This is a genomic window from Marinomonas sp. 15G6-16 (assembly GCF_055809555.1).
In genome coordinates this window covers 2648977-2672866 of record NZ_CM147916.1, presented here as the reverse complement: position 1 = coordinate 2672866, position 23890 = coordinate 2648977, and the positions used below count along the sequence as shown (strand labels likewise).

Genomic DNA, 23890 nt, shown 5'->3' with positions numbered 1-23890 from the left:
CTTAACGACCACCATAACGACGTTGACGATTTTGATAAATATGCAATGCTTCATCAAAATGTTGTTGATCAAAATCCGGCCATAACACCGGCAAAAAGACAAACTCAGAATACGCAGTTTGCCATAATAAAAAGTTGCTAATTCGTTCTTCACCAGAGGTTCTTATTAACAAATCTGGCTCAGGTAAATCAGCCAGTTGTATACATTCACCTAATGATGATTCATTCACTTCATCTAAAGACAATTCACCTGACAAAACTTGCTCTGCTATTTTTTTGGCGGCTTGAGCAATATCCCAGCGCCCACCATAATTTGCAGCAATAACAAGCGTCATTTGATCATTATCTTTTGTTGCTTCAACTGTTTCCGCAATTTGCTGTTGCAAACTGTCACTAAAAGCAGAAGTGTCACCCATTATTTTAAGTCGAATTTTATGCTCATTCAGGCGCTTTAGCTCCTTCTTAAGAGAGCGCATAAACAAAGTCATCAAGCCATCGACTTCTATTTTGGGGCGTTTCCAGTTTTCGCTAGAGAAGGCAAACAACGTAAGCACCTTCACTCCAGATCGAGCCGCCATTTCTACAGTACGGCGAACAGCGGCAGCACCCGCAGTATGACCCGCTATGCTTGGGAGATGTTTTTTCTTCGCCCAACGATTATTACCATCCATGATTATGGCAATATGCGCAGGCACGACTACAGATTCAAAATCATCGCCAACCAATTCAGACATATTTATTCCTAGCCTATAAAAAAAGCGAGCCGAAGCCCGCATTTCTTTATTAAATTTCCATCAAATCTTTTTCTTTTGCGGCCAGACGCTCTTCAACTAGAGCTACGTACTTGTCTGTAATTTTTTGCACTTGATCTTGTCCACGACGCTCATCGTCTTCAGAAATCTCTTTTTCTTTCACAAGATCTTTCAGGCTACCGTTAGCATCACGACGAACATTACGAATAGAAATTCGGCCATTTTCAGCTTCATTCTTTGCTTGCTTGAAGTAGTTCTTACGAGTTTCTTCCGTCAAAGCAGGCATAGGAATACGAATAAGGTTGCCGTTGGTTGCAGGGTTCAAACCAAGGTCCGACTTCATAATGGCTTTTTCAATCTCAGGAACCAAGTTATTTTCCCAAGGAGAAACACCCAAAGTACGAGCATCTTCAACAGTAATGTTTGCCACTTGGCTAAGTGGTGTTTCAGAGCCGTAATAATTCACTTTAACAGAATCAAGAATACTTGGGTGCGCACGACCCGTACGAATTTTTTTAAATGCAGACTCAACAGAAGAAACAGCTTTACCCATACGCTCTTCTGCATCTTTAAGAATTTCGTTAATCATAACTTCCTCACTTAATCAGTGTACCTTCACTACCACCAACCATGATATTCACCAAGGCACCTGGCTTGTTCATATTAAATACGCGTATCGGCATACCGTGGTCACGAGTTAAACAGAATGCTGTTAGATCCATGACTCCTAGCTGCTTCTCAATCACTTCGTCATAGCCCAATGTATCATACTTAACAGCATCAGGATCTTTCATTGGATCAGCTGAATAAACGCCATCCACTTTCGTTGCTTTCAATACAACATCTGCATCAATCTCAATGCCGCGCAAACAAGCAGCAGAGTCAGTTGTAAAGAACGGATTACCTGTACCAGCAGAGAAGATAAGCACATCACCTTCTTTCATTAGTCGCATAGCACGACGTCGATCATAAGGTTCAACAATACCTGTCATGGTAATAGCAGACATAACACGAGTAGCAATATTTGCTCGCTCCAATGCATCACGCATTGCCAAGGCATTCATTACTGTTGCTAGCATTCCCATATGGTCACCAGTTACGCGGTCCATTCCAGCTTCGCTCAACGCCTGGCCACGAAATAGGTTACCACCACCAATAACAATACCGACTTCAACACCAATACCACGTAATTGACCGATCTCTAGAGCGATACGATTCAACACTTTCGGGTCGATACCAAAGGACTCGTCACCCATTAAGGCTTCGCCACTCAGTTTAAGCAAAATTCGCTTATATTTTGGACTCTTTTCTTTTGACATACCAACCTCCGGCAATGGTTCATTTCCTTAATAACTTAGACCGACACAATCAACCCAAATCATTCTTACCTTTCATAAAAAAGGGGCAGTCAAGCTGCCCCTTTTCTTTGCAAGACATCACAACTAAAGATTAACCTTTAAGTTGAGCCGCCACTTCTGCAGCGAAATCTACTTCAGCAACTTCAATACCTTCACCTACTTCAAGGCGAATGAAAGAAGAAACTGTTGCGCCAGCGTCTTTTACAAGCTGACCCACTTTAACTTCTGGGTTCTTAACGAAAGGCTGTTCAACTAAGCTGTTTTCAGCCAAGAACTTCTTCATACGACCCACAATCATTTTATCAACGATTTCTGCAGGCTTACCAGCCATGTCTGGCTGAGCACGTACGATTTCTTCTTCTTTCGCCAAAACATCAGCAGGCATGTCTTCGCCACGTACAACACGAGGTGCAACAGCAGCAACATGCATAGACACATCTTTAGCCAGTTCAACAGAACCACCTTCCAACTGAGTCAATACAGCGATTTGACCGTTACCGTGTAGGTAACCACCAACTAAACCACCTTCAATGATAACTGCACGGCGAGGTGTGATGTTTTCACCAATTTTTTGAACTAGAGCTTCACGAGCGTCAAGCATTTCGCCTGAGATCACTTTAGCCATGTCCGTTTCTTTCGTTGCAAAAACAGCGTCAGCTACTTTATTCGCAAAAGAAATAAAACCTTCGTCACGAGAAGCGAAGTCAGTTTCAGAGTTTACTTCTACAAGAACACCGTAAGAAGCATCATCAGCAACACGCATGATGATAGTACCTTCAGCTGCAGTACGGCCCGCTTTTTTAGCTGCCTTCATGCCACTTGACTTACGTAGTTCTTCAATTGCCACTTCGATGTCAGCGTTAGCAGCGACAAGTGCTTTTTTACACTCCATCATGCCTAGGCCAGTACGATCACGTAGCTCTTTTACCAATGCTGCAGATACTGCGGCCATGTTAAATCCTCTTTTACTAATTCAAATTTAAAAAAGGAGGTAAGAAACCTCCCTTTAGAAACCAGAACAAACTAGAAAGTTTGCTTACGCTTCAGTAGCTTCGCTTACTTCAACGAATTCGTCAGCATTTCCAGCAGTCGTAGCACGACCTTCTAGAACTGCGTCAGCGAAAGCGCCAACGTATAACTGAACAGCACGAATCGCATCATCGTTAGCTGGAATGATGTAATCAACACCATCTGGATTACTGTTAGTATCAACGATACCGATAACAGGAATACCTAATTTGTTTGCTTCTTTAATAGCAATACGCTCGTGGTCAACGTCAACTACGAACAATACATCTGGAAGGCCACCCATATCCTTGATACCACCCATAGAAAGCTCAAGTTTTTCAAGCTCACGAGTACGCATCAAAGCTTCTTTTTTAGTTAGCTTTTCGAATGTACCATCGGACATTTGAGTTTCAAGCTCACGAAGACGCTTGATAGATGCACGAATAGTTTTGTAGTTAGTCAACATACCACCCAACCAACGGTGGTTTACGTATGGCATACCAGAGCGAGCAGCTTGCTCTTTAATAGTTTTAGATGCAGCACGCTTAGTACCAACAAACAAAACCTTGTTTTTGTTCTCAGCCATTTTCTTAACAAGCTCAAGAGCTTCGTTAAGTGCAGGAACAGTGTGCTCAAGGTTAATGATATGAATCTTGTTACGAGCACCGAAAATGAAAGGCTTCATTTTTGGGTTCCAGTAACGAGTTTGGTGACCAAAGTGTGAACCAACCTGTAGAAGGTCGCGCATAGAAACTGTAGGCATTTTACTATCCTTTATATTTGGGTTATTTATGCTTACCAGCTAAAAGCGTCAGTCAAACAAGGTTTAAGGCAACCTATGACACCCCAGACACTCTTATTTAATTGCGGCAAGATCGTTGATTTAATAAATTCACTTATCTCAGGAAAGACCCTGAGCAAGCGGGCGTTTTATACCATATCCGAGCCAAAACCAAAAGACTTGGTCGCTTTTTTTTACTCATAATTACGATGAGTTTTTTCAACGAGGGAGGCGATTCTGCCGTACAACTCATGTAGAATATGCGACAACTTATTAGAACCTATTTCAAGATACGTACATTATGAGCAACGAAACACTACTAAAGATCAAAGAACTCACCGCAAACGGTCGTGTAGAAGTTCCTTCTTGGACTCCTCGCCCAGCGTCTACACGCTTTACTGACATTAGCGACATTGAAGGCATGCGCACAGCAGGCAAACTAGCCGCTGACGTATTGGTCATGCTAGAAGAATTTGTTGTACCTGGCGCTACCACAGAGCAAATTGACATCATTGCACACAACTACATTGTGCAAGAGCAAGGCGCTATTCCTGCTCCGCTCAACTATCACGGCTTCCCGAAATCCTGCTGTACGTCCGTAAACGACGTTATTTGTCATGGCATCCCAAATGACAAAGCATTGAAAAAAGGCGACGCGGTAAACATTGACATCACCATCATCAAAGATGGTTACTACGGCGACACAAGCAAAATGTTCTTTGCTGGCGCTGCGCTTCCTCATGCAGAACGACTTGCTAAAGTAACGCAAGAATGCCTTTACCTTGCAATCGATCTTGTGAAACCTGGAACTCGTTTAGGCGACATAGGTGCAGCCATCTCTGCACATGCCCATAAGCACCATTATTCAGTAGTTGAAGAGTATTGCGGACACGGCGTCGGAACCACGTTCCATGGCGAACCTCAAGTTGCCCATTACGGCAAAGCGGGCACTGGCGTCATTCTAGAAGAAGGCATGACATTAACCATTGAGCCAATGATCAATGCCGGTAAAAAACAAGTGAAGCACACAGGTCCTGATAACTGGATTGCAAAAACCAAAGATGGCCGTTTATCCGCTCAATACGAACACACTTTATTGGTAACCGCTGACGGCGTTGAAGTACTCACTCGTCGCCCAGAAGAAACACGCTTTTCATAAGGAAAGCGTGTTTCAACACCCAAGCAAAAAATTGACTGGTTATATTATTTAAATACATTTAATTGATTCTTCGAGGCTCCTGTATGGATTTTCCTGCTTTTCCAGACGCTCCACCACTCCTCACCCAGGAAGAAAAACAAGAACTGGCTCAACCTAATTGCTCCATCGTTCGTTACAAAGCCATTATTGAAGAAAAAACCAGTGTTTATAATGACCTTTTTCACTCTCTTTATCCGATCGAAAAACTAGTCAAAGGCTTGTCATCTTTTTTCGATGAAATATTACAAGCCGCTTGGACAGCAAAGGGATTAAACAACGAAAACCACGTTAGCCTAGTTGCCGTTGGTGGCTACGGTCGAAGCGAACTACACCCAAAGTCAGACATTGACCTTCTCATCCTAATCGAGAATGAAACATCTGCCCCTAAAGATAAACTCGAAAACTTTATTACTTTCTTATGGGACATCAATTTAGACATCGGACACAGTGTTCGAACCATTGATGAATGTACTACCCTCGCAGAGCAAGACATTACTATCATTACCAACTTGATAGAATCTCGTACTTTGGCTGGACCATCTAACCTACTCACTCTGTTACAACAAAATATTGAAACAGACAGAATGTGGGATGGACATTCCTTTTACCAAGCCAAGCTTGCTGAACAAAAACAGCGTCACGCGAAGTATCAAAACACAGCCTACAATTTAGAACCCAACCTAAAAGAATGCCCAGGTGGACTTCGCGATATGCAGGTCATTGACTGGGTGGCCAAACGCCATTTACACACTCACAGACTTAGCGCCCTTATCGAAAAAGAGTTCTTATCTGAAGATGAATACATACAATTAAAAGGTGCTGTTAGTCACCTATGGCGTGTGCGTTGGGCTTTACACATGGTGGCAGGACGCAAAGAAGACCGCCTTCTTTTTGACCATCAGCGCACGCTGGCTCAGCTGTTTGGCTTTGATGACGACGACTTAAAACGCAACGTAGAACGTTTCATGCAAGGCTATTATCAAAGCGTTGCCGCCATTCAACAGTTAAACGACTTATTACTGCAACACTTCGAAGAGTCTTTTCTGGCCAACGATGAAGTCAACACAGTAGAAATACTCAACGACCATTTTCAAATAGCAAACGGACAACTTGAAGCTCGATCAGAGACCTTATTTCAAGACAATCCATCCTGCATGCTGGAAATCTACGTTTTATTTGGTGCCCACGAAAACATCAAAGGCATTCGTTCAAACACCATGCGACAACTTCGGGATAATCTAGAACTTGTTGATGAAAGCTTCCGAAGCAACAAAAAGAATAACAGTTTATTCTTAGACATTATCGCAAGCCGTTACCGCTTAAGCAGTATTTTAAGGTCCATGAAACACCTAGGACTTTTAGGGCGCTACCTTCCAGAATTCGGCGCTATTATCGGCCAGATGCAGCACGACCTATTCCATATTTACACGGTCGATGCTCACACATTACAGCTGGTCGAAAACCTACGTCGTTTATGGTTACCTGAGTACAAACAGAAATTTCCTATTTCGTCGCAAGCCATCCGCCATATCTCCAAAGTTGAATTGCTCTATATCGCAGGCCTGTATCATGACATCGCCAAAGGCCGAGGCGGAGATCACTCAGAGCTAGGTTGTGTCGACGCCCAAGCCTTTTGTGAGCAACATGGTCTATCTAAGCGAGATACGGAACTGGTGGTTTGGTTGGTTCGAAATCACTTATTTATGTCTGTTACTGCACAACGCAAAGACATATCTGACCCTGAAGTTATTTGGGAGTTTGCGAATTACGTTAAAGACCAAGAACATCTAGATTATTTGTTTATTTTAACGGTAGCCGACATCAATGCCACCAACCCAACCATGTGGAACAGTTGGCGTGCCTCACTTATGCGTCAGCTTTATTTGGAAACAAAACGCGCTTTACGCCGCGGACTTGACTCCCCTATTGATGCTGAAATGATCAGTGATGAACACAAACAACGCGCATTAGAAATTATGATTGAGCGCAACCTAGACATCATCGAAGCTGAGAATATCTGGAACACAATAGAAGACGAATACTTTATCCGTTCCAATGGGGATGAAATTGCTTGGAATACAGAAGCTATTTTGAAACACCAACCAAGCGATAAACCCCTCATTGCTATTACACCTCTGGGCGGACGCAACTTCTCTGGCGCAAGCAAAATTTTCATCTACACACTCATTAGCAAACATTTATTTGCTGTGACGGCCGCGACTTTTGAACAACTTGGATTAACCATCCTTGACGCAAAAATCAGCCAAACCAGTAATAACTACACGCTAGATAGCTTTGTTGTTATGGACAGCACCGAAAACGGTACAGACCTACATCTCGATAGAGACAAGATCGGCCTCATTCGCAGCACTTTAATGGAACAACTGGAAACACCGTCTTTGTACGAAAGCGTGGTACAACGACATACACCAAGAATCCTAAAAATATTCAACTCTCCTGCAACGGCACATTTTGTGAGCCAGCCAGAAGAAGTTTGGTCCGCACTGGAAGTCACTGCACCAGACCGTCCAGGCCTACTTGCGTTAATTGGTCAGTTCTTTATGAACAACAACATCATGTTACACAAGGCTAAAATCGCAACATTAGGCGAGCGAGTAGAAGACACCTTTTATATCACAGAAGAAAATGGCGACCTCATCACAGATAACGATCGTATGAACGACATTTGCACACTATTAAAAGAGAAAATAGACCGTTTCTCAAAAGCGATGGATTAAAGACATATGAACCCTCTTATACATTCTTTGCACCCGTACCCATTCCAAAAGCTTGCCGAGCTATTGGAAGGAATTACACAAAATCCAGACAAAAAGTTGATTAAATTAACCATTGGCGAACCACAACATGAAGCCCCTCAAGTTGTCTTAGATACGCTAGCTAAAAGCCTAAATGGCGTCAGCAAATATCCTGGAACAAAAGGTGAATTGTCATTACGCAGTGCAATTAGCGAATGGGCCAAACGTCGTTTCTCTCTTGAGAACCTAGACCCTGAAACAGAAATACTTCCCGTATCCGGTACTCGCGAAGCACTTTTTGCAATCACGCAAACTCTTGTTGGTGAAAAAGACCAACCTTTGGTTATTAGCCCAAACCCTTTCTATCAAATTTACGAAGGGGCCGGCATTCTTTCGGGTGCAAAACTTCACTTTCTTCCTTGCGGCTCAGCAACCAACTACAAAGTAGATTACCAGCAAGTCAGCAATGACATATGGAAGCGTTGTGAAGTACTTTTTGTTTGTTCACCAAACAATCCAAGCGGCACAGTTACAACGCTTGAGGAATACGCCTTCCTAATCGAAAAGGCAAAAACCTTTAACTTTACGATTGTCGCAGATGAATGCTATTCCGAAATTTATTTTGGCGATCAGGCTCCATTAGGCTTGCTCGAAGCATGCACACTGCTTGGCAATACAGATTATAAACACTGCCTGATTTTTCAATCTCTTTCTAAACGCTCTAATCTACCGGGTTTACGCTCTGGCTTTGTGGCAGGCGATGCCAGCTTACTGAAGCCGTTTCTGCTATACCGCACATATCAAGGTTGCGCTATGCCGGTTCACCACCAAGAAGCCTCTGTTGCCGCTTGGAATGATGAAGCTCATGTCGCGAAGAACCGCGAGATCTACACTCGCAAGTTTGATTCTGTACTTGAAATACTGTCTCCTTTTATGGCCGTCAATAAGCCGGAAGCTGGCTTTTACTTATGGCCAAAAGTAGACATAACAGATGAAGAATTTTGCACTGCTTTATACAAAGAAGAAGCGGTATTAGTATTACCTGGAAGCTATTTAGGCCGAGACGTAAACGGCGAAAACCCTGGTAACCAACATATTCGAATGGCACTTGTTGCAGAAGAATCTGAGTGCGTTGAGGCAGCTGAGAGAATCAAAGCTTTCCTTACTCGCAACAACCTTAAATAATTTTTAGTTACAACACTCAGCTGGAGAACTACATGAGTAATTCAATTTTCGCATTCGGTCTAGGCATCGGCGCACAAAACAAAGAAGGCAACTGGTTAGAGGTTTTCTATTCAGCACCAACACTTGGCGCGGAAAAAAGCACACTAGATGCTATTCTAGAAAGCACAAACTATGAAGGTGGCAACAGTACACTTGTTCTAGATGAGAGCGACCTAAATCGCCTGCACATGAACCTTCTTAAAGCTGGCAACATTGAACAAGCTGAACTGGCTTCTCGTTTAAAAGCTTCTACTCAGCCTGTTGTTTTGTGCGTCCTAGCCACTGACGAAGCACCACAAAATCCAGCCGAAGTATATTTGAAGCTGCAATTGATTTCACATCGTCAAGTACAACCTCACAATACAGTTTTAGATGGTATGTTCGGCCTACTAATTAACACGGCATGGACAAGTGAAGGCCCAATTGATGTTCGCGAATTGGCAGACCGTCAATTAAGCGCTCGCATGGAAGGTCGCACTATCGAAGTCTACAGCGTAGATAAATTCCCTAAAATGCTGAACTTTGTTGTACCAACTGGCATTCGTGTTGGTGATGCAGCACGCATCCGTTTAGGTGCTCATTTGGGCGAAGGCACAACGGTTATGCATGAAGGTTTCGTAAACTTCAACGCAGGAACATTAGGCACAAGCATGGTTGAAGGTCGTATTTCTGCTGGCGTTGTTGTTGGAGACGGTTCAGACCTAGGTGGTGGCTGCTCAACAATGGGAACATTATCTGGTGGCGGCAACATTGTTATTGGGGTGGGTGAAAAGTGCCTAATTGGTGCTAACGCAGGTATCGGTATTGGTCTTGGTGATCGCTGTACTGTTGAATCTGGCTTATACATCACAGCCGGCTCCAAAGTCGCAGTATTAGATGAAAACAACCAAGTTGTTTCTACTGTCAAAGCACGCGACCTTTCTGGTCAATCTGATCTTCTTTTCCGTCGCAACTCCGAAACAGGCGCGATCGAGTGCAAAACAAATAAAACAGCCATTGCCTTAAATGAAGCGCTTCACGCGAATAACTAAGCAATACAAACTGTGAATAAAAAGTGCCTGGCTTTTCAAGTCGGGCATTTTTCTAACTTATTCATTCATCAGTTATAACTAAACCTATGTGAGGGAGAGAAATATGATTGATATTTACGGTATTAAAAACTGCGACACCATGAAAAAAGCGTTTCGCTGGTTAGAAGAACATAAGGTTGAATACCGCTTTCATGACTATAAAAAAGAAGCCTTAGAAACCGAAACAGCAAAAGCTTGGATAGATAAGTTAGGTTGGGAAAGTGTTATTAATAAGCGTGGAACCACTTGGCGCAAATTAGATGAAGAAACGAAAAACTCAATGAATAACGAGCTGGCTGTAGAAACAGTAATCAACCAGCCTTCAATGATAAAACGCCCTCTTATTATAGCGAATGGTGAAATCCATTTAGGCTTTAATTCAGACGAGTATTCTCAGAAATTGCTTTAACGTAATACTGGCGTATAAATTCGAGGAGTTGTTTTAGTTGGTACAGTCGGTGTCACTGTCGGTGTATAACCTGCAGAAGATACATCTGAACGAATCACTGGTACAAAAAAGGATTCTTGAACGACAACAGGCTGAGCGGTAAGAGCGCATCCAACATTAAGCAAACCCAAAAAAACAACAACACCTAACTTCATAATTCCACCTTTATATGAATCTCCTGTTATAGTAGCAGGTTCTTCCATAAGGTAGCGAAAACCAACGCAAAGGTAAAGAATGTCTAACTTGTCACCCACACTAAAACTCGCCATAGATCTTATTTCTCGCCCTTCTGTAACGCCAGAAGATGCTGGTTGCCAAGACCTAATGATTAGCCGATTAAAAAACATTGGGTTTGAGGTTGAATACATGCCATTTGGCGATGTGAAAAACTTCTACGCAAAACGTGGCACCTCTGGTCCAAATTTATGTTTTGCCGGACATACAGATGTGGTTCCAACAGGCCCTGAAAGCGAATGGAAAGTACCTCCTTTCTCGCCAGAGATTGTTGATGGCATGTTATTTGGACGTGGCGCAGCCGACATGAAAGGCAGTTTGGCAGCCATGGTGACTGCTGTAGAAGCCTTCATCCATGAGCATCCAGATCACCAAGGTCAAATCTCATTCCTTATTACCAGCGATGAAGAAGGCCCTTTTGTTGATGGCACCACTCGTGTTGTCGATACCTTAATGGAACGCGATGAGAAAATAGATTGGTGTATTGTTGGTGAACCTTCTAGCACAAAGACGTTAGGTGACATTATTAAAAATGGTCGCCGTGGTTCGTTTAGCGGCGATTTAACCGTTTACGGTAAACAAGGTCATGTTGCTTACCCTCACCTAGCTGAAAACCCAATTCACTTAGCTGCTCCAGCATTAGCTGAAATGTCGAGCACACATTGGGATGACGGTAACGAATTCTTCCCGCCAACCAGCTTTCAAGTCTCCAACATACAAGCAGGAACTGGTGCAACAAACGTGGTTCCAGGGACATTAAACGCTCAGTTTAACTTCCGATTTTCTTCTGAGCTCGACTTTGATGCATTAAAAGTACGCGTGCTAGAAATTCTGGATAAACATAATTTACGTTACGATATTGAATGGACCTACAACGGCTTACCATTCTTAACTCGCCCAGGAAATCTAGTTGATGCTATCGTAGAAGCCGTTCAATCCACAGTTGATATTACTCCTGAACTTTCTACGTCTGGTGGCACATCTGATGGCAGATTCATTGCAAAAATGGGTACTCAAGTAGTCGAGCTTGGTCCTATCAATGCAACGATCCACCAAATAAACGAGTGCGTAGACGCTGAAAGTCTGAATAACTTATCACTCATTTATACTCGCATTCTGAAAAACCTGTTTGTGAAAAACACTTAAGCCAATATTCGAATGAAAAACACGCTGCATAAACGGATAATGAAACTCGGAGAAAATCCTAAGCTCGCCTTGATCAAAATGATTCAAGGCGGACTTATGTTTGTATTCGGCGTGCTCATTTTGATGGTTGCAGATCGTGTTTTACAGCCGTCTATTAGCCAAGAAATCATCGCGTTATCAGGGCTAATTATTGCAGGCGTTGGCTTAATATGGACGCTCATAGGCTATTTATCTATGAGTGTGCTTAGGATTTATTACATGATTAAAAAGAAGGATTAACAGGATGCAAACAGATATTGAAATCTATACTTTATCCTGCCCAACAGAAAAAATCATAACCTGGCTTGAAGGCACTTTCACACTTATAAAAACAAGTACACCATCAGCATTATGCACAAAGGTGTCTGTTTCATCGAATGATAACATCATCGACATTACCATTTTGGAGCAAGCAGCGGGTAAGCGTTTTACTTCTATCTGGTTTGATTCAGATAAAACGCCGTGGGAAAATGATATCTGCTGCGCTAGAGACGCATTTCAAGCGCTCGGTTGTGAAATCCGCTGTAATTTTCAAGGATGGGAAGAAGATGGAGATCAAGACCCAGATCAGTGGTGGCGAATCAACTCTCATGGAGAAGGCCCTTTTATCTGGGAATAAGAATACGACGTCATAGAAAGTTCGTAGTCAGAGCATCAGACACTGATTGATATTTTCATGACTTAGCAAGCAAACGTAATATAGAAACATTAATAGAGACTTAACACATGCAAATTACACTCCTTAAAGGCAAGCTTCACATGGCCAGCGTTTCCCAAGCAGAGCTTTGGTACGACGGCTCATGCGCCATTGACAAAGACCTTGTAGAACTCGCTGGCTTTAGAGAGTTTGAAAAAATCGACATCTACAATGTTGATAACGGTGAGCGTTTTCACACTTATGTTATTTTGGCGGAAGCTGGCTCTGGCACTATTTCAATGAATGGCGCAGCAGCAAGAAAGGTCCAAGTAGGCGATCGAGTCATTATTGCAGCATATGGACAAATGGAAGAAGCCGAAGCAGATAATTTTAAACCTAAGTTGGTGTATTTAAACAAAGACAACAGTGTTGAAAGAACCACTAACACTATTCCTGTACAGAAAGACTAAACTCAATCACCAATACGTAGAAACAAAAAGGCCAGCTTCTAGAATGTAGAAGCTGGCCTTTATTTTTTCTTTATACTGTAATCTTATGCTAATACAGCTAAAGCAGCATCGTAATTTGGCTCATCTGCTGTTTCTGCAACCTGTTCAGTATGAATAACAGTACCTGCTTCATCAAGAACAACAACCGCACGAGACAAAAGACCAAGTAGCGGCCCAGTAGAAAAGCTCAACCCGTAATCTTCACCGAATGTTGAACGGAAGCTAGAACCTGTATCAACATTGTCTATACCTTCCGCACCACAAAAACGCGCTGCTGCAAAAGGTAAATCCGCTGAAACACAAAGAACATTAACATCCTTTAGAGCTGCTGCTGATTCATTAAATTTACGAACAGATGTTGCGCATGTAGGAGTATCGATAGAAGGGAAAATATTCAATACTAATTTCGCACCTTTGTAATCTGCTAGTGTTGCAACAGATAAATTAGGCTTTACTAATTCGAATTCTGGTGCTGCCGAACCTACGGCAGGAAGTGAACCTGCTGTTTCGAATGGGTTACCTTGAAGTGTAACAGTAGCCATAAATAGCCTCTTAAATATATTGAGCAATAAAGCGGTAATTCATTAACCGCGGATAATAGAAACGTTTTCTGCTTGCTTGCCTTTTTCACCTTCTGTGACATAAAAGCGAACCAGCTGACCTTCAACAAGAAAGCGGCGACCACGGCCACGAATAGCACGGTAATGAACAAAAACATCATCACCATTTTCCATTGTTAAAAAGCCAAAACCTTTAGAAGAGTTAAACCACTTAACCGTTCCTTGTTCACGATCATCATCTTCGTCTTCTTCAGACTCAGAATCACCACCAGCAATGCGAACTTGACTTACCATAGCACCGACATAAACAGACACTAAAATAAAACCAAAGTAGACTAGAAAGTTGGTTCCCATTTCTTCTTTCAAAACCCCAGCAATAAGCAATGGGACAATCAAAGCAATAACGAGACTAACGACAAATGCGCGCAACGAAAAAAAACCGGAATTAGCAGAAGAACCTTTACCATGCGAAACATTATCATAATGATCATTCATAACAGTATATCTCTTATCAAATTAAATATTATTGTGAAAGGAACCCTTTAGGAGTTCCGTATTAGTACAAAAATGTAAAAATAAACATATTTACTAAACTCTTTCTGAAATTGCATGTGAAGCTAAAGAAGATAGTAGTAAAATCTTTATTCACTTTAATACGAGCAATTTTCACGCCATCTCTCTACTCAAATGGTCTCAATAAGACTAAACAACGAGCACAGAACAGCTGATAAAATACGAATTTAGCAAACTAAGGTTAACACACAGAAGGTATCCATGAACACCTCACAAATCAACCAAAGAATAGACGAATTAGAATTTAAAATTCAATTCCAAGAAGACACAATTGACAGTTTAAATCAGGCGTTAATTACGCAACAAAAAGATATAATTTTAATGAAAGAAAAACTCATTATGATGGGAAAACAATTAGAATCTTATCGCCAACAACAAAGTATCCATGAAGGCGAAAGACCACCTCATTATTAACAGTATATTTTTTACTGACCCTAGAGTGCTTTTAGGCTATATGAATTTTTATAGCCTAAGGCAATAAATCCAAAGACTTCAATACATATACGTCAAAGCGCCCAGACTTCCCTTCAAGCTGATATGTTGGCTCAGTGCTATTTAAAAATGGAGCGCCTTTAGGACGTTTAACCACTACTCTGTATTCTGCTAACTGCATTGCGAAGGGCAAAAGCTCATCCGCATCCGCATCTTGACCAACCAAATCACGAAAGAAAGCCATTTCTTTTTTGGCCGCCGCCGAAGACTTTTCCATGTGCGGATACATAGGGTCAAGGTAAACCACATCAAACGACTGATTTTCAATGCCTCGAATATCCGTATCCAGTAGTGACATTCTGTCTACTATCTCAGCCACTTCATGGTGAAAAGAGCCACGGTATAAGCCATCTTGCAACATAGCTCTGACAAAGCTCACTCGCTCACATAATGAAACAGTGCAGCCCAGACAAGCCAACACAAAAGCATCTCTTCCCAAGCCTGCTGTAGCGTCTAATACAGACAAGTTAGAAGCTTTATTCAAACCTACGGCCTTCGCTATATCTTGCCCTTTTCCGCCACCGAATCGTCTTCTATGATCGACAGCGCCAGATGTAAAATCGACAAACACTGGCTTAGGCGCCCCTTTGCCCGTTTTCGCAATAGAGATACCTGCTTCGGTTTTCAACAATAAATATTCATAGTCAGAAACAAACTTGATCTGTCCTTTAAGAGAGTAAAAAGGCAGCTCTAAGCTTTTAGCCAATAATTTAACGTCTGCTTCTAAAAAAGCATCGGTTGTCGCTACCGCAATGGAATCCAACAAAAGCACTTATCTCCAAGGCAATCAAAAATACAAAATGAATAAGAAACTAATTTATACGATGCAATATAAAATATATTGATAAAAGAAAAGCCTCTAGTGTCTAGAAGCTTTTCTTTTAAATCTGAACATCTAATCTGTTCAAGTATCTGAAATCTACTTTTACGTTATTTCAAAAATACACTAAGGCTAGAAGTATTGAGCCTAATATTAGTCGATATATAAAAAATGGGAAGAAGCCAACCTTGTTAAGCCATTTTAAGAAAAGATAAATACACAAGTAAGCACTGATCGCAGATAAAACCACACCAGAGCTAATACTCACCCATTCAACTTCCGTCTCCAACGACAATAACTCAAGCAGCTTCATACTTCCGGCCGCGAAAATCAAAGGTATCGATAATAGAAAAGAGAACCGTGCCGCGCATTCTCGACTAAAACCAAGAAAGCGAGCCGCTGTCATAGTGATACCAGAGCGAGACGTACCAGGAATCAGAGCCAATGCTTGAGCTAGACCGATATACACTACACTCTTCAGACAAAAGTCATGCTCCGTTTTATTGCTTGAGCCATAACGATCAGAAAGCCATAAGAGGATACCAAATCCAATCGTGGTATAACCAATGACTTCGACTGAGCGTAAGTGCTGACTAATAAAGTCACCGAATATCAATCCCGCCAAACAAGCTGGAATTGTTGCAAGAACAACCCACCAAGCCAAACGACTATCCGATGTAGATTGCCCGCTCTTAATAGACAAACACCATGCAATCGTAATTTGTACTAGGTCTTTTCGAAAGTACGCAACAATCGCAATAAGCGTTCCAACATGCACAGCCACATCAAAGGCAAGACCTTGGTCTTGCCAATTCAGTAGCTGAGCAGGAAGAATCAAATGAGCAGAACTTGAGATAGGTAAAAATTCAGTAAGACCCTGAATTAATGACAAAAAAACAATTTGATACCACAACATAAGGCTATCGTTTCCCGATACGAGGCGCCTGCTTTTCCCAAGTGATTTCATCCCTTAAATAGGTTGGAATAGCGTCATAAGAAGACACTGTTTCACCTTTTTGGAAGGCCATCATCCCAAGTTCAGCAATACAAGCTGCACGAGGTGCAAAGTCTGTCAGTATATACTCTGGAGTTTTAGGCAATCGCTTACTTAAAACCTCTTCATAACACCAACCAGAACCCACACCATTAAATTCCATTTCAAACTCTGACAACAGATCAGGCTTTACCACCTGTTCGTTAATCCGAGTTTCTAATTGATATTGACCATCCGTTTTATTAACGAAATAACCGCCTAAATAAATTTCGCCCATTCGAGCATCAAGCGCAGCAAGCCAATGGTTTTGACCTGTTTTTTGGAAAGCTTCTAGAGATAAAGCAGCAAGAGTAGAGACTGGTACGACAGGTAAATCCGCACCAAAAGCGAGCCCTTGCACCACTCCGGCACTTATTCGAAGTCCAGTAAATGAGCCTGGGCCACGACCAAAAGCAATGGCATCCAGATCAGATAAAGACATTCCAGCTTGGGAAAGAATCTGATCCACCATAGGTAGAATCAAATCATTATGAAGGCGAGGTGCCATGCGAAAGTCTTCTAACACAACACCATCAATATTCAACGCCACAGAACAAGCTGGCGTTGACGTATCTAATGCTAAAATCGCCGTCATTGAATGGTTAAGCCTTTAAAGAGGTTAGCAAGCTTTGTTTGATCTCATTTAAATCACCAACACCGTTTACTTTTACAAACTTAGGCGCTGTTGCACTGTCTGCTTTCAGCCAATCTTGATAGTAACCAATCAATGGTGCTGTTTGGTCATGATAAACACCTAGACGCTTACGAACCGTTTCTTCAGTGTCATCAACACGTTGCACAAGCTCGTCGCCTGTTACATCATCTTTGCCTTCCACTTTAGGTGGGTTATAGATGACATGATAAGTACGGCCAGATGCTTCGTGAACTCGACGGCCACTCATACGTTTTACAATTTCTTCATCGGCAACATCAATTTCAACAACGTAATCGATATTAACGCCAGCTTCTTTCAAAGCGTCGGCTTGAGGAATCGTGCGAGGAAAACCATCAAATAAGGCGCCTTTTACACAGTCATCTTGAGTTAAGCGCTCTTTTACCAAACCGATAATGATGTCATCGGAAACAAGTTGACCAGCATCCATAACTGCTTTGGCTTTCAAGCCCATTTCGCTTCCTGCTTTTACCGCTGCACGCAACATATCTCCTGTAGAGATTTGCGGAATACCAAACTCTTCTGTAATGAATTGAGCTTGAGTACCTTTACCAGCGCCTGGCGCACCTAATAATATTACTCGCATAAAAAGTCTCCAAAGACAGCGTAAACTGATTTGCAAAGATGATTGATACATCACTTTAACGCTAAAAAAGCGTCAAAGTGATGTGTTCAAGCAAATAATTGCATACTAAAAATTGAATGGCCGACAAGCATACCCAAGCAGCCCTTCAATATGCAAATTTACGCGTCGTTTTTTATTGTTTTATTACTCATATTGAGTGTTTATCGAACAAATATAACCTTTAACCCGTGTTTTGCATTCCACTGGCAATACCTGCCATGGTAATCATTAGAGCCTTGTTTACCTCAGCGTTGTTATCATCTTTACGGCTGCGATATAAAAGCTCTGCTTGCAAATAATGCAACGGATCAATGTAAGGGTTTCGTACATCAATAGATTGACGAATGGTTTTGTTGTCTTCGATCAGTCTTTCTTGCTTCTTCAGCATTTTCACAAGTTCACTAACCTGCTTCAGTTTGCCGCGCAATAAACGACCTAAACCTTGCAACTCTTCATTCACCAAACGCTTCTCATAGTACTCTGCTATTTCTGGCTCTGCTTTCGCTAGAACCATATCAAGCATGTCTAAATACGCACCAAAGAAAGGCCACTTCTGATGCATTTCACGCAGTTTCTCTAAGTTGCCAGATTCAACCGCTTGTTGAATAGCACTTTCTGCTCCCAACCAAGCAGGTAGCATCAATCGAATCTGCATCCATGCAAAGATCCAAGGAATCGCACGCAGACTCTCTACACCACCATCGGAACGACGACGAGCAGGACGTGAACCTAAAGGCAACTTAGCCAATTCTTGCTCTGGTGTTGTTGCTCTGAAATATGGGACAAAGTCTTCATGGCCGCGAATGATGGAACGATATTGATTCATCCCCACTTCCGCCATTTCATCCATAATTGCACGCCACTCATCTTTTGGTGGCTCAGCTGGAATCAAAGACGCTTCCATTACTGCGGAGCAATACAGCTCTAAAGAACGCACAGCGATATCAGGAATACCAAACTTAAAGCGAATCATTTCACCTTGCTCAGTCACTCGAATCGCACCGTTCACAGAACCCGGAGGCTGAGACAAAATCGCCACATGTGCTGGACCGCCGCCGCGACCAGCGGTACCACCGCGACCATGGAACAAAGTCAAATGAACATCATGCTTTTTACAAAGTTTAGTCAACGCTTCTTGCGCTCGGTATTGACCCCATGTTGCTGCAATCTGACCCGCATCTTTTGCTGAGTCTGAATAGCCGATCATAACTTCTTGATGACCGTTAATATAAGACTTGTACCAAGGAATCGAGAACAACTGTTCAATAGTCGGCTCTGCATTGTCTAAATCCGCCAAAGTCTCGAATAAAGGTACAATGCGCATAGGGAAAGTGACGCCAGACTCTTTTAGCAAAAGCGCAACCGCCAACACATCAGACGGCGAACTTGCCATAGAAATCACGTAAGAACCGAAAGAGTTTTGCTGACCTTGAGCAATCATCTTGAAAGTATCAAGCACCTCTTTCACGTCGTCGGTCGTAGACCAATCCATCGGCAACAATGGGCGTTTAGAGTTCAATTCTGTTAGCAAGAAAGCCTGACGAGACATTTCATCCCATTCCGCATAATCACCCAAACCATAATGGCGAGTGATCGCAGATAAAGCATCAATATGACGTCCAGCGTCTTGGCGAACATCAAGTCGGACCAAAGTAGCACCGAAAGTCGCGGCACAACGAATCAAATCTAACAATGAGCCGTTAGCAATTACCTTCATGCCACAATCTAAAAGAGATTGATAGCATAGAGTTAAATCATCCACTACTTCCTGAATATCAAGGAAAATATCGTCATCAGCAACAGGTTGTCCATCTAGGCACGCTTTCGCCCAGTTCTTGGTTGCTATCATTTTGTTTTCTAGGTGACGAATCACTTCACGATAAGGCTGAGTACTGTCACCCACTCGTGCACGCAATGCATCGTTACACTGCGTCATGGAAAACTCAGCGCGTAATACCGCTAAGTCTTTAATGTAAAGATCTGCAGCCATCCAACGCGCCAACAAAGCCACTTCTTTGGTCACTTTATGGGTCACATTTGGGTTACCGTCTCTGTCGCCGCCCATCCAAGTTGCAAAACGAATAGGCGCTAAATCGAGAGGTAAATTATTTTTTGAGACGGCACTAAATTGCTCATCAAGCTGTCTGAAGAAACGTGGAACCGCCTGCCATAAAGATTGTTCAATAACAGCAAAGCCCCATTTCGCTTCATCTACCGGCGTTGGTCGCTCTTCACGGATTTCATCTGTGTGCCAAGCTTGGGTAATGATTTCTTTAAGGCGACGAACATGCTTTGTTTCTTCCAAAGGCAAAATATTGTCTTTGTCTAATGCTTCCAGCTCGCTTGAAATATTATCGTATTTACGGATCAAGGAACGACGCACAACTTCGGTAGGGTGTGCCGTTAAAACCAATTCAATGGATTGAGATTTTAACGATTCGAGCATTTGCTCTGGTGTGAAATTTTTATCAGAAAGTCGTTTGAGCAAATCGCCTATTGGGTTCTGATAAACCCCTAAACTTTCATTGGTTCTGCGTCGGTGAACGCGGTGGTATTGCTCAGCAATGTTGGATAAGTTTAAAAATTGGTTAAACGCCCTAGCAACAGGCACAATTTCTTCATCGTCTAATGCTTCTAACGCTTCAATTAGGGCTGCGGAATCACCTGATTGACGTCCATCTTTAGACAGCATTCGAATATTTTCTACTTTTTTCAGGAAGTCTTCACCTAGGTGATTGCTCATGCTCTCGCCAAGACAATCTCCCAGCAACCTAACATTCTCACGTAATGACGCTTGTCGATCACTCACTTCACTCTCCTAAACAGTACTGATAATGCCTGTAATTAAAGTATTTCCTGTACATAGTACGATAAGCAAGTCTATAAACCTTCGCTTTTAGCTTGCTCCCAATAACGGTCTAATTCTTCCAAAGAAAAGTCCGTTAAATTTTTATTCTGTGTGGACACGATGTCTTCTATTCTGCCAAAACGGCGACGGAATTTAACATTCGTTTTGTTTAATGCTACATCGGGTGAAACATTAAGGTGTCGTGCTAAATTACTGACAGCAAACAACACATCACCCATTTCTTCTTCTGTATGTGGTTTATCATTTTCTCGGATGGCTTCTTCTAGCTCATCCAACTCTTCACGAATTTTCTCAAAAACAGGTGCTATATTCGGCCAATCAAAACCAAACCCAGCCACTTTTTTCTGTATTTTAACTGCTTGCATTAGAGCGGGCATGGAAGCTGGAATATCGTCCAATATTGAGTCTGAAACGTTTTTGTTTGGTGATTGCAGCTTTTCTTGAGCTTTAATTTTTTGCCATTGCTGTGCAATTTCTTGCTCAGTTAATGTTGTTTTCTCACCAAAACGCGACATATCGCCATCAGGAAAAATATGAGGATGGCGCCTTACCATCTTTTGAGTAATCGCATCCACAATATCGTCGAAGGTAAATCGCCCCTCTTCTTCGCCTATTTGCCCATAAAAAATCACTTGGAACAATAGGTCGCCCAATTCTTCTTTGAGGTGGTCAAAGTCTTCTCTTTCTATGGCGTCCAACACCTCATACGCTTCTTCTAATGTATAAGGTGCCAGACTTTTGTAGTTCTGCTTTTTATCCCAATCACAACCAAATTCAGGATCTCTAAGACAAGCCATCAAATGCTGAAGTCGTGCAAGTGCGTCGCTCAAAAATCCCTCTCTCTAAACACATTCAATACGTTAGGTAATTGGTTAATACGATGTAACAAGCGGCTTAAAGCACTTAGCTCACTGACTTCGATGGTGAATCGAATTTGGGCTGTATGGCTCTCTTTGGTTGACAATGTATTCATCGAGAGCAAATTAACCTTTTCATTCGCCAACAAGCTTGTAATGTCATTCAACAGGCCTGTTCTATCATAAGCTTCCACCTGAATGTTAACAGGGTACTGATTGTCTAACTCTTCGCCCCAGCTCACGTTCACAATACGTTCTGGCTCATCCAAACCAAGCTGAACGATATTGATACAGTCTTGACGATGTACTGAAACGCCTCGCCCTTGAGTAATGTATCCGATCACATCGTCACCAGGTATTGGCGTACAACATTTTGCCATGTGAGTCAGTAACTTACCGACACCTAGGATGTGTATATCATTATCCGAAGATTTGTGAAGGCTTTTCTTCAATCGAATCGGGCGAACTGGCGCAACATCGCCATCAATGCCATAGAGCTCATCAATTGCTCTAAGCACGCGAGCTAATTGAATATCACCCGCCCCCAAGGAAACAAACACATCGCTAGCACTTGAGAAGCTAAAACGAGAAGCAATTTTTTGGAAATCAATGCGGCTGTCGTCTATGCCAAGTCGTTTCAGTTGCTTGTCTAATAACAACTTACCTGCTTCTAGGTTTTTCTCTCTGTCTTCTTTTCTAAACCAGTTTTGAATATTGGCTCTGGCACGGCTTGTTTGAACATAACCTAAAGTTGGGTGCAACCAATCTCGACTTGGCCCGCCCTCTTTCGTGGTTAAGATTTCAACCTTATCGCCTGTTTTAAGATGAGTAACCAAGGTAATGATCTTGCCATTCACCTTGGCGCCGCGACAACGGTGACCGATCTCAGTATGGACTCGATATGCAAAATCCACTGGCGTCGAATTGACAGGTAAATCCACTACATGACCATCTGGAGTGAATACATAAATGCGATCTTGCTCAATGTCACTGCGAACCTGCTCAGACAAAGACTCTAAATCATTCTGAACTTCATGGAAGTCCAAGATGGTTCGTAGCCACTGCAGCTTCTCTTCGTAACTGCTGCTGTTGGAGCTTAAATCCGTCCCTTTGTATTTCCAATGAGCACAAACGCCAAGTTCGGCGTCTTCATGCATTTTGTGGGTACGAATTTGAATTTCCAACGCTCGACCTTGTGGCCCGACGACAGCAGTGTGTAGCGATTGATAACCATTGGTTTTCGGATTACTAATGTAGTCGTCAAATTCTTGTGGAATAGGACGCCATAGGTTATGAACAACCCCTAAAACCCCATAACATTGCATTGGTTCATCGACCAAAATACGCACAGCCCGCACATCGTACACTTCATCGAAGCCGATATTTTTACGCTTCATTTTGCGCCAAATACTGTAAATATGCTTTGCGCGTCCCATTAGGTCCGCATGAATATTAATGCCTTTTAAACGCTCATCTAACATATTGATCACGTCATCTATGTACTGCTGACGATCTAAGCGTTTTTCATCTAACCAAGAAGCAATGCGTTTGTAATCAGAAGGGTAAAGGTAGCGGAAAGACAGGTCTTCAAGTTCCCATTTAATATGACCGATCCCCAAGCGGTGAGCCAAAGGCGCATAAACACTCTGAACTTCTAATGCAACGGCGACTCGGCGCTCTTCATCTTGATGCTTTGCTTCTTTGATGGCACAGGCACGCTCTGCCAATTTGATGAGCACAACACGCACATCATCAATAATCGACACAAGCATTTTACGTAAAGATTCTAATTGATTTTCACTGCTGCCAAGGACTTCTGCAGCTGTATCTGCAGTTAGGTTTTTAGACACTTCCCCCATGCGTATAACGCCTTCAACAAGAGAAGCCACCTTACGGCCAAACATTTCTGTCACTCGAGTTAAAGGAAGTTGGTCTTCTCGCACAGCACGATACAAAGCGGCAGCGACTAAGGAATCTTGATCAGCACGAAAACCAGAGAGGATTTCAACCATCTCAAGCCCTGCGCGGAAAGTGCTTGCCTGTGGCCCCCAATATGAAGGTCGAGAGGATTGTGACTCAGCTTGACGAGCTAACTCACAAGCCATGCGCAACGGCACTCGTGTACTGTCATCAATTAAATGGGAAAAGTGTCCCATCCAAGCATCAATATCTACATTACCATCATCTAAAACAGGGTGATCTTTTCTTACCGTAACCATGTATCCGCCC

25 protein-coding genes are annotated in these 23890 nt (G+C 42.4%); 10 read left to right on the top strand and 15 right to left on the bottom strand.

Features of this window, described 5'->3' with window-relative positions; all coding sequences use genetic code 11:
- Position 1: 1 nt before the first annotated feature.
- The 5 genes from AC0L46_RS12805 to rpsB all read right to left on the bottom strand — a co-directional run bounded on the left by AC0L46_RS12805 (position 2) and on the right by rpsB (position 3880).
- Positions 2-733 (bottom strand): isoprenyl transferase, encoded by a 732-nt coding sequence (locus AC0L46_RS12805; RefSeq protein WP_473504086.1) that lies wholly within the window; start codon positions 731-733, stop codon positions 2-4.
- A 49-nt stretch (positions 734-782) separates the two neighbouring features.
- Positions 783-1340 carry a ribosome recycling factor gene (frr, locus tag AC0L46_RS12800; RefSeq protein ID WP_414680366.1) on the bottom strand — a complete coding sequence of 186 codons (558 nt, stop codon included), beginning with the start codon at positions 1338-1340 and terminating at the stop codon, positions 783-785.
- Positions 1341-1347: 7 nt separating this feature from the next.
- A complete protein-coding gene (gene pyrH / locus AC0L46_RS12795; RefSeq protein WP_317003301.1) occupies positions 1348-2070 on the bottom strand; it encodes a UMP kinase in 723 nt (240 codons plus the stop codon).
- Between the two features lie 130 nt (positions 2071-2200).
- Positions 2201-3061: a translation elongation factor Ts gene (gene tsf / locus AC0L46_RS12790; RefSeq protein ID WP_414680367.1), complete on the bottom strand. Its 861-nt coding sequence runs from the start codon at positions 3059-3061 to the stop codon at positions 2201-2203.
- An 84-nt stretch (positions 3062-3145) separates the two neighbouring features.
- Entirely contained in the window at positions 3146-3880 is a 735-nt protein-coding gene (gene rpsB, locus AC0L46_RS12785) for a 30S ribosomal protein S2 (RefSeq protein ID WP_347982954.1), read from the bottom strand.
- Between the two features lie 319 nt (positions 3881-4199).
- Here rpsB and map point away from each other — a divergent pair, with 319 nt between their 5' ends.
- The 5 genes from map (at position 4200) to AC0L46_RS12760 (ending at position 10555) form a co-directional block, all read left to right on the top strand.
- Positions 4200-5057 (top strand): type I methionyl aminopeptidase, encoded by an 858-nt coding sequence (gene map / locus AC0L46_RS12780; RefSeq protein ID WP_414680368.1) that lies wholly within the window; start codon positions 4200-4202, stop codon positions 5055-5057.
- A gap of 83 nt (positions 5058-5140) precedes the next feature.
- Complete coding sequence (gene glnD / locus AC0L46_RS12775; protein WP_473504083.1) at positions 5141-7834, top strand: [protein-PII] uridylyltransferase; 2694 nt, start codon at positions 5141-5143, stop codon at positions 7832-7834.
- A gap of 6 nt (positions 7835-7840) precedes the next feature.
- Complete coding sequence (gene dapC, locus AC0L46_RS12770) at positions 7841-9037, top strand: succinyldiaminopimelate transaminase (RefSeq protein WP_473504081.1); 1197 nt, start codon at positions 7841-7843, stop codon at positions 9035-9037.
- 32 nt (positions 9038-9069) lie between these two features.
- The gene (dapD, locus tag AC0L46_RS12765) at positions 9070-10107 is read left to right on the top strand and encodes a 2,3,4,5-tetrahydropyridine-2,6-dicarboxylate N-succinyltransferase (protein ID WP_414680371.1); all 1038 of its coding nucleotides are present in this window, start codon (positions 9070-9072) and stop codon (positions 10105-10107) included.
- Between the two features lie 103 nt (positions 10108-10210).
- Positions 10211-10555 (top strand): ArsC family reductase, encoded by a 345-nt coding sequence (locus AC0L46_RS12760; RefSeq protein WP_473504079.1) that lies wholly within the window; start codon positions 10211-10213, stop codon positions 10553-10555.
- Here AC0L46_RS12760 and AC0L46_RS12755 read toward each other — a convergent pair.
- A complete protein-coding gene (locus AC0L46_RS12755; RefSeq protein WP_414680373.1) occupies positions 10552-10749 on the bottom strand; it encodes a hypothetical protein in 198 nt (65 codons plus the stop codon). The two genes, AC0L46_RS12760 and AC0L46_RS12755, sit on opposite strands and share 4 nt — an antisense overlap.
- Positions 10750-10828: 79 nt before the next feature.
- Between AC0L46_RS12755 and dapE the strand changes: the two genes are divergently transcribed.
- The 4 genes from dapE (at position 10829) to panD (ending at position 13120) form a co-directional block, all read left to right on the top strand.
- Positions 10829-11974, top strand: coding sequence for a succinyl-diaminopimelate desuccinylase (dapE, locus tag AC0L46_RS12750; RefSeq protein ID WP_473504077.1), 1146 nt, complete (start codon positions 10829-10831; stop codon positions 11972-11974).
- Positions 11975-12013: 39 nt separating this feature from the next.
- Complete coding sequence (locus AC0L46_RS12745; protein WP_473504075.1) at positions 12014-12253, top strand: hypothetical protein; 240 nt, start codon at positions 12014-12016, stop codon at positions 12251-12253.
- A gap of 4 nt (positions 12254-12257) precedes the next feature.
- Positions 12258-12632, top strand: a complete 375-nt coding sequence (locus tag AC0L46_RS12740; protein ID WP_473504073.1) for a hypothetical protein — start codon at positions 12258-12260, stop codon at positions 12630-12632.
- A gap of 107 nt (positions 12633-12739) precedes the next feature.
- A complete protein-coding gene (gene panD / locus AC0L46_RS12735; RefSeq protein ID WP_414680377.1) occupies positions 12740-13120 on the top strand; it encodes an aspartate 1-decarboxylase in 381 nt (126 codons plus the stop codon).
- An 83-nt stretch (positions 13121-13203) separates the two neighbouring features.
- Here panD and tpx read toward each other — a convergent pair whose 3' ends face one another.
- Complete coding sequence (gene tpx, locus AC0L46_RS12730) at positions 13204-13701, bottom strand: thiol peroxidase (RefSeq protein WP_473504071.1); 498 nt, start codon at positions 13699-13701, stop codon at positions 13204-13206.
- 42 nt (positions 13702-13743) lie between these two features.
- Positions 13744-14214 carry a cold-shock protein gene (locus AC0L46_RS12725; protein ID WP_317003290.1) on the bottom strand — a complete coding sequence of 157 codons (471 nt, stop codon included), beginning with the start codon at positions 14212-14214 and terminating at the stop codon, positions 13744-13746.
- A 279-nt stretch (positions 14215-14493) separates the two neighbouring features.
- Here AC0L46_RS12725 and AC0L46_RS12720 point away from each other — a divergent pair, with 279 nt between their 5' ends.
- Positions 14494-14706: a SlyX family protein gene (locus AC0L46_RS12720; protein WP_317003289.1), complete on the top strand. Its 213-nt coding sequence runs from the start codon at positions 14494-14496 to the stop codon at positions 14704-14706.
- 55 nt (positions 14707-14761) lie between these two features.
- On the opposite strand, the gene AC0L46_RS12715 is transcribed toward AC0L46_RS12720, so the two are convergent.
- The 7 genes from AC0L46_RS12715 to relA all read right to left on the bottom strand — a co-directional run bounded on the left by AC0L46_RS12715 (position 14762) and on the right by relA (position 23880).
- Positions 14762-15550 (bottom strand): class I SAM-dependent methyltransferase, encoded by a 789-nt coding sequence (locus AC0L46_RS12715; protein ID WP_473504069.1) that lies wholly within the window; start codon positions 15548-15550, stop codon positions 14762-14764.
- A gap of 169 nt (positions 15551-15719) precedes the next feature.
- On the bottom strand, positions 15720-16520 hold the full coding sequence (locus AC0L46_RS12710) for an undecaprenyl-diphosphate phosphatase (RefSeq protein WP_473504067.1): 801 nt from the start codon (positions 16518-16520) through the stop codon (positions 15720-15722).
- A 4-nt stretch (positions 16521-16524) separates the two neighbouring features.
- Positions 16525-17232, bottom strand: a complete 708-nt coding sequence (tsaB, locus tag AC0L46_RS12705; RefSeq protein ID WP_473504065.1) for a tRNA (adenosine(37)-N6)-threonylcarbamoyltransferase complex dimerization subunit type 1 TsaB — start codon at positions 17230-17232, stop codon at positions 16525-16527.
- Between the two features lie 7 nt (positions 17233-17239).
- A complete protein-coding gene (gene adk / locus AC0L46_RS12700) occupies positions 17240-17896 on the bottom strand; it encodes an adenylate kinase (protein WP_414680381.1) in 657 nt (218 codons plus the stop codon).
- Positions 17897-18116: 220 nt separating this feature from the next.
- Complete coding sequence (gene ppc, locus AC0L46_RS12695) at positions 18117-20744, bottom strand: phosphoenolpyruvate carboxylase (protein WP_473504062.1); 2628 nt, start codon at positions 20742-20744, stop codon at positions 18117-18119.
- 71 nt (positions 20745-20815) lie between these two features.
- The gene (gene mazG / locus AC0L46_RS12690; RefSeq protein WP_473504060.1) at positions 20816-21634 is read right to left on the bottom strand and encodes a nucleoside triphosphate pyrophosphohydrolase; all 819 of its coding nucleotides are present in this window, start codon (positions 21632-21634) and stop codon (positions 20816-20818) included.
- Positions 21631-23880 carry a GTP diphosphokinase gene (relA, locus tag AC0L46_RS12685; protein ID WP_414680384.1) on the bottom strand — a complete coding sequence of 750 codons (2250 nt, stop codon included), beginning with the start codon at positions 23878-23880 and terminating at the stop codon, positions 21631-21633. The genes mazG and relA overlap by 4 nt, the downstream gene beginning before the upstream one ends.
- Between the last annotated feature and the right edge of the window lie 10 nt (positions 23881-23890).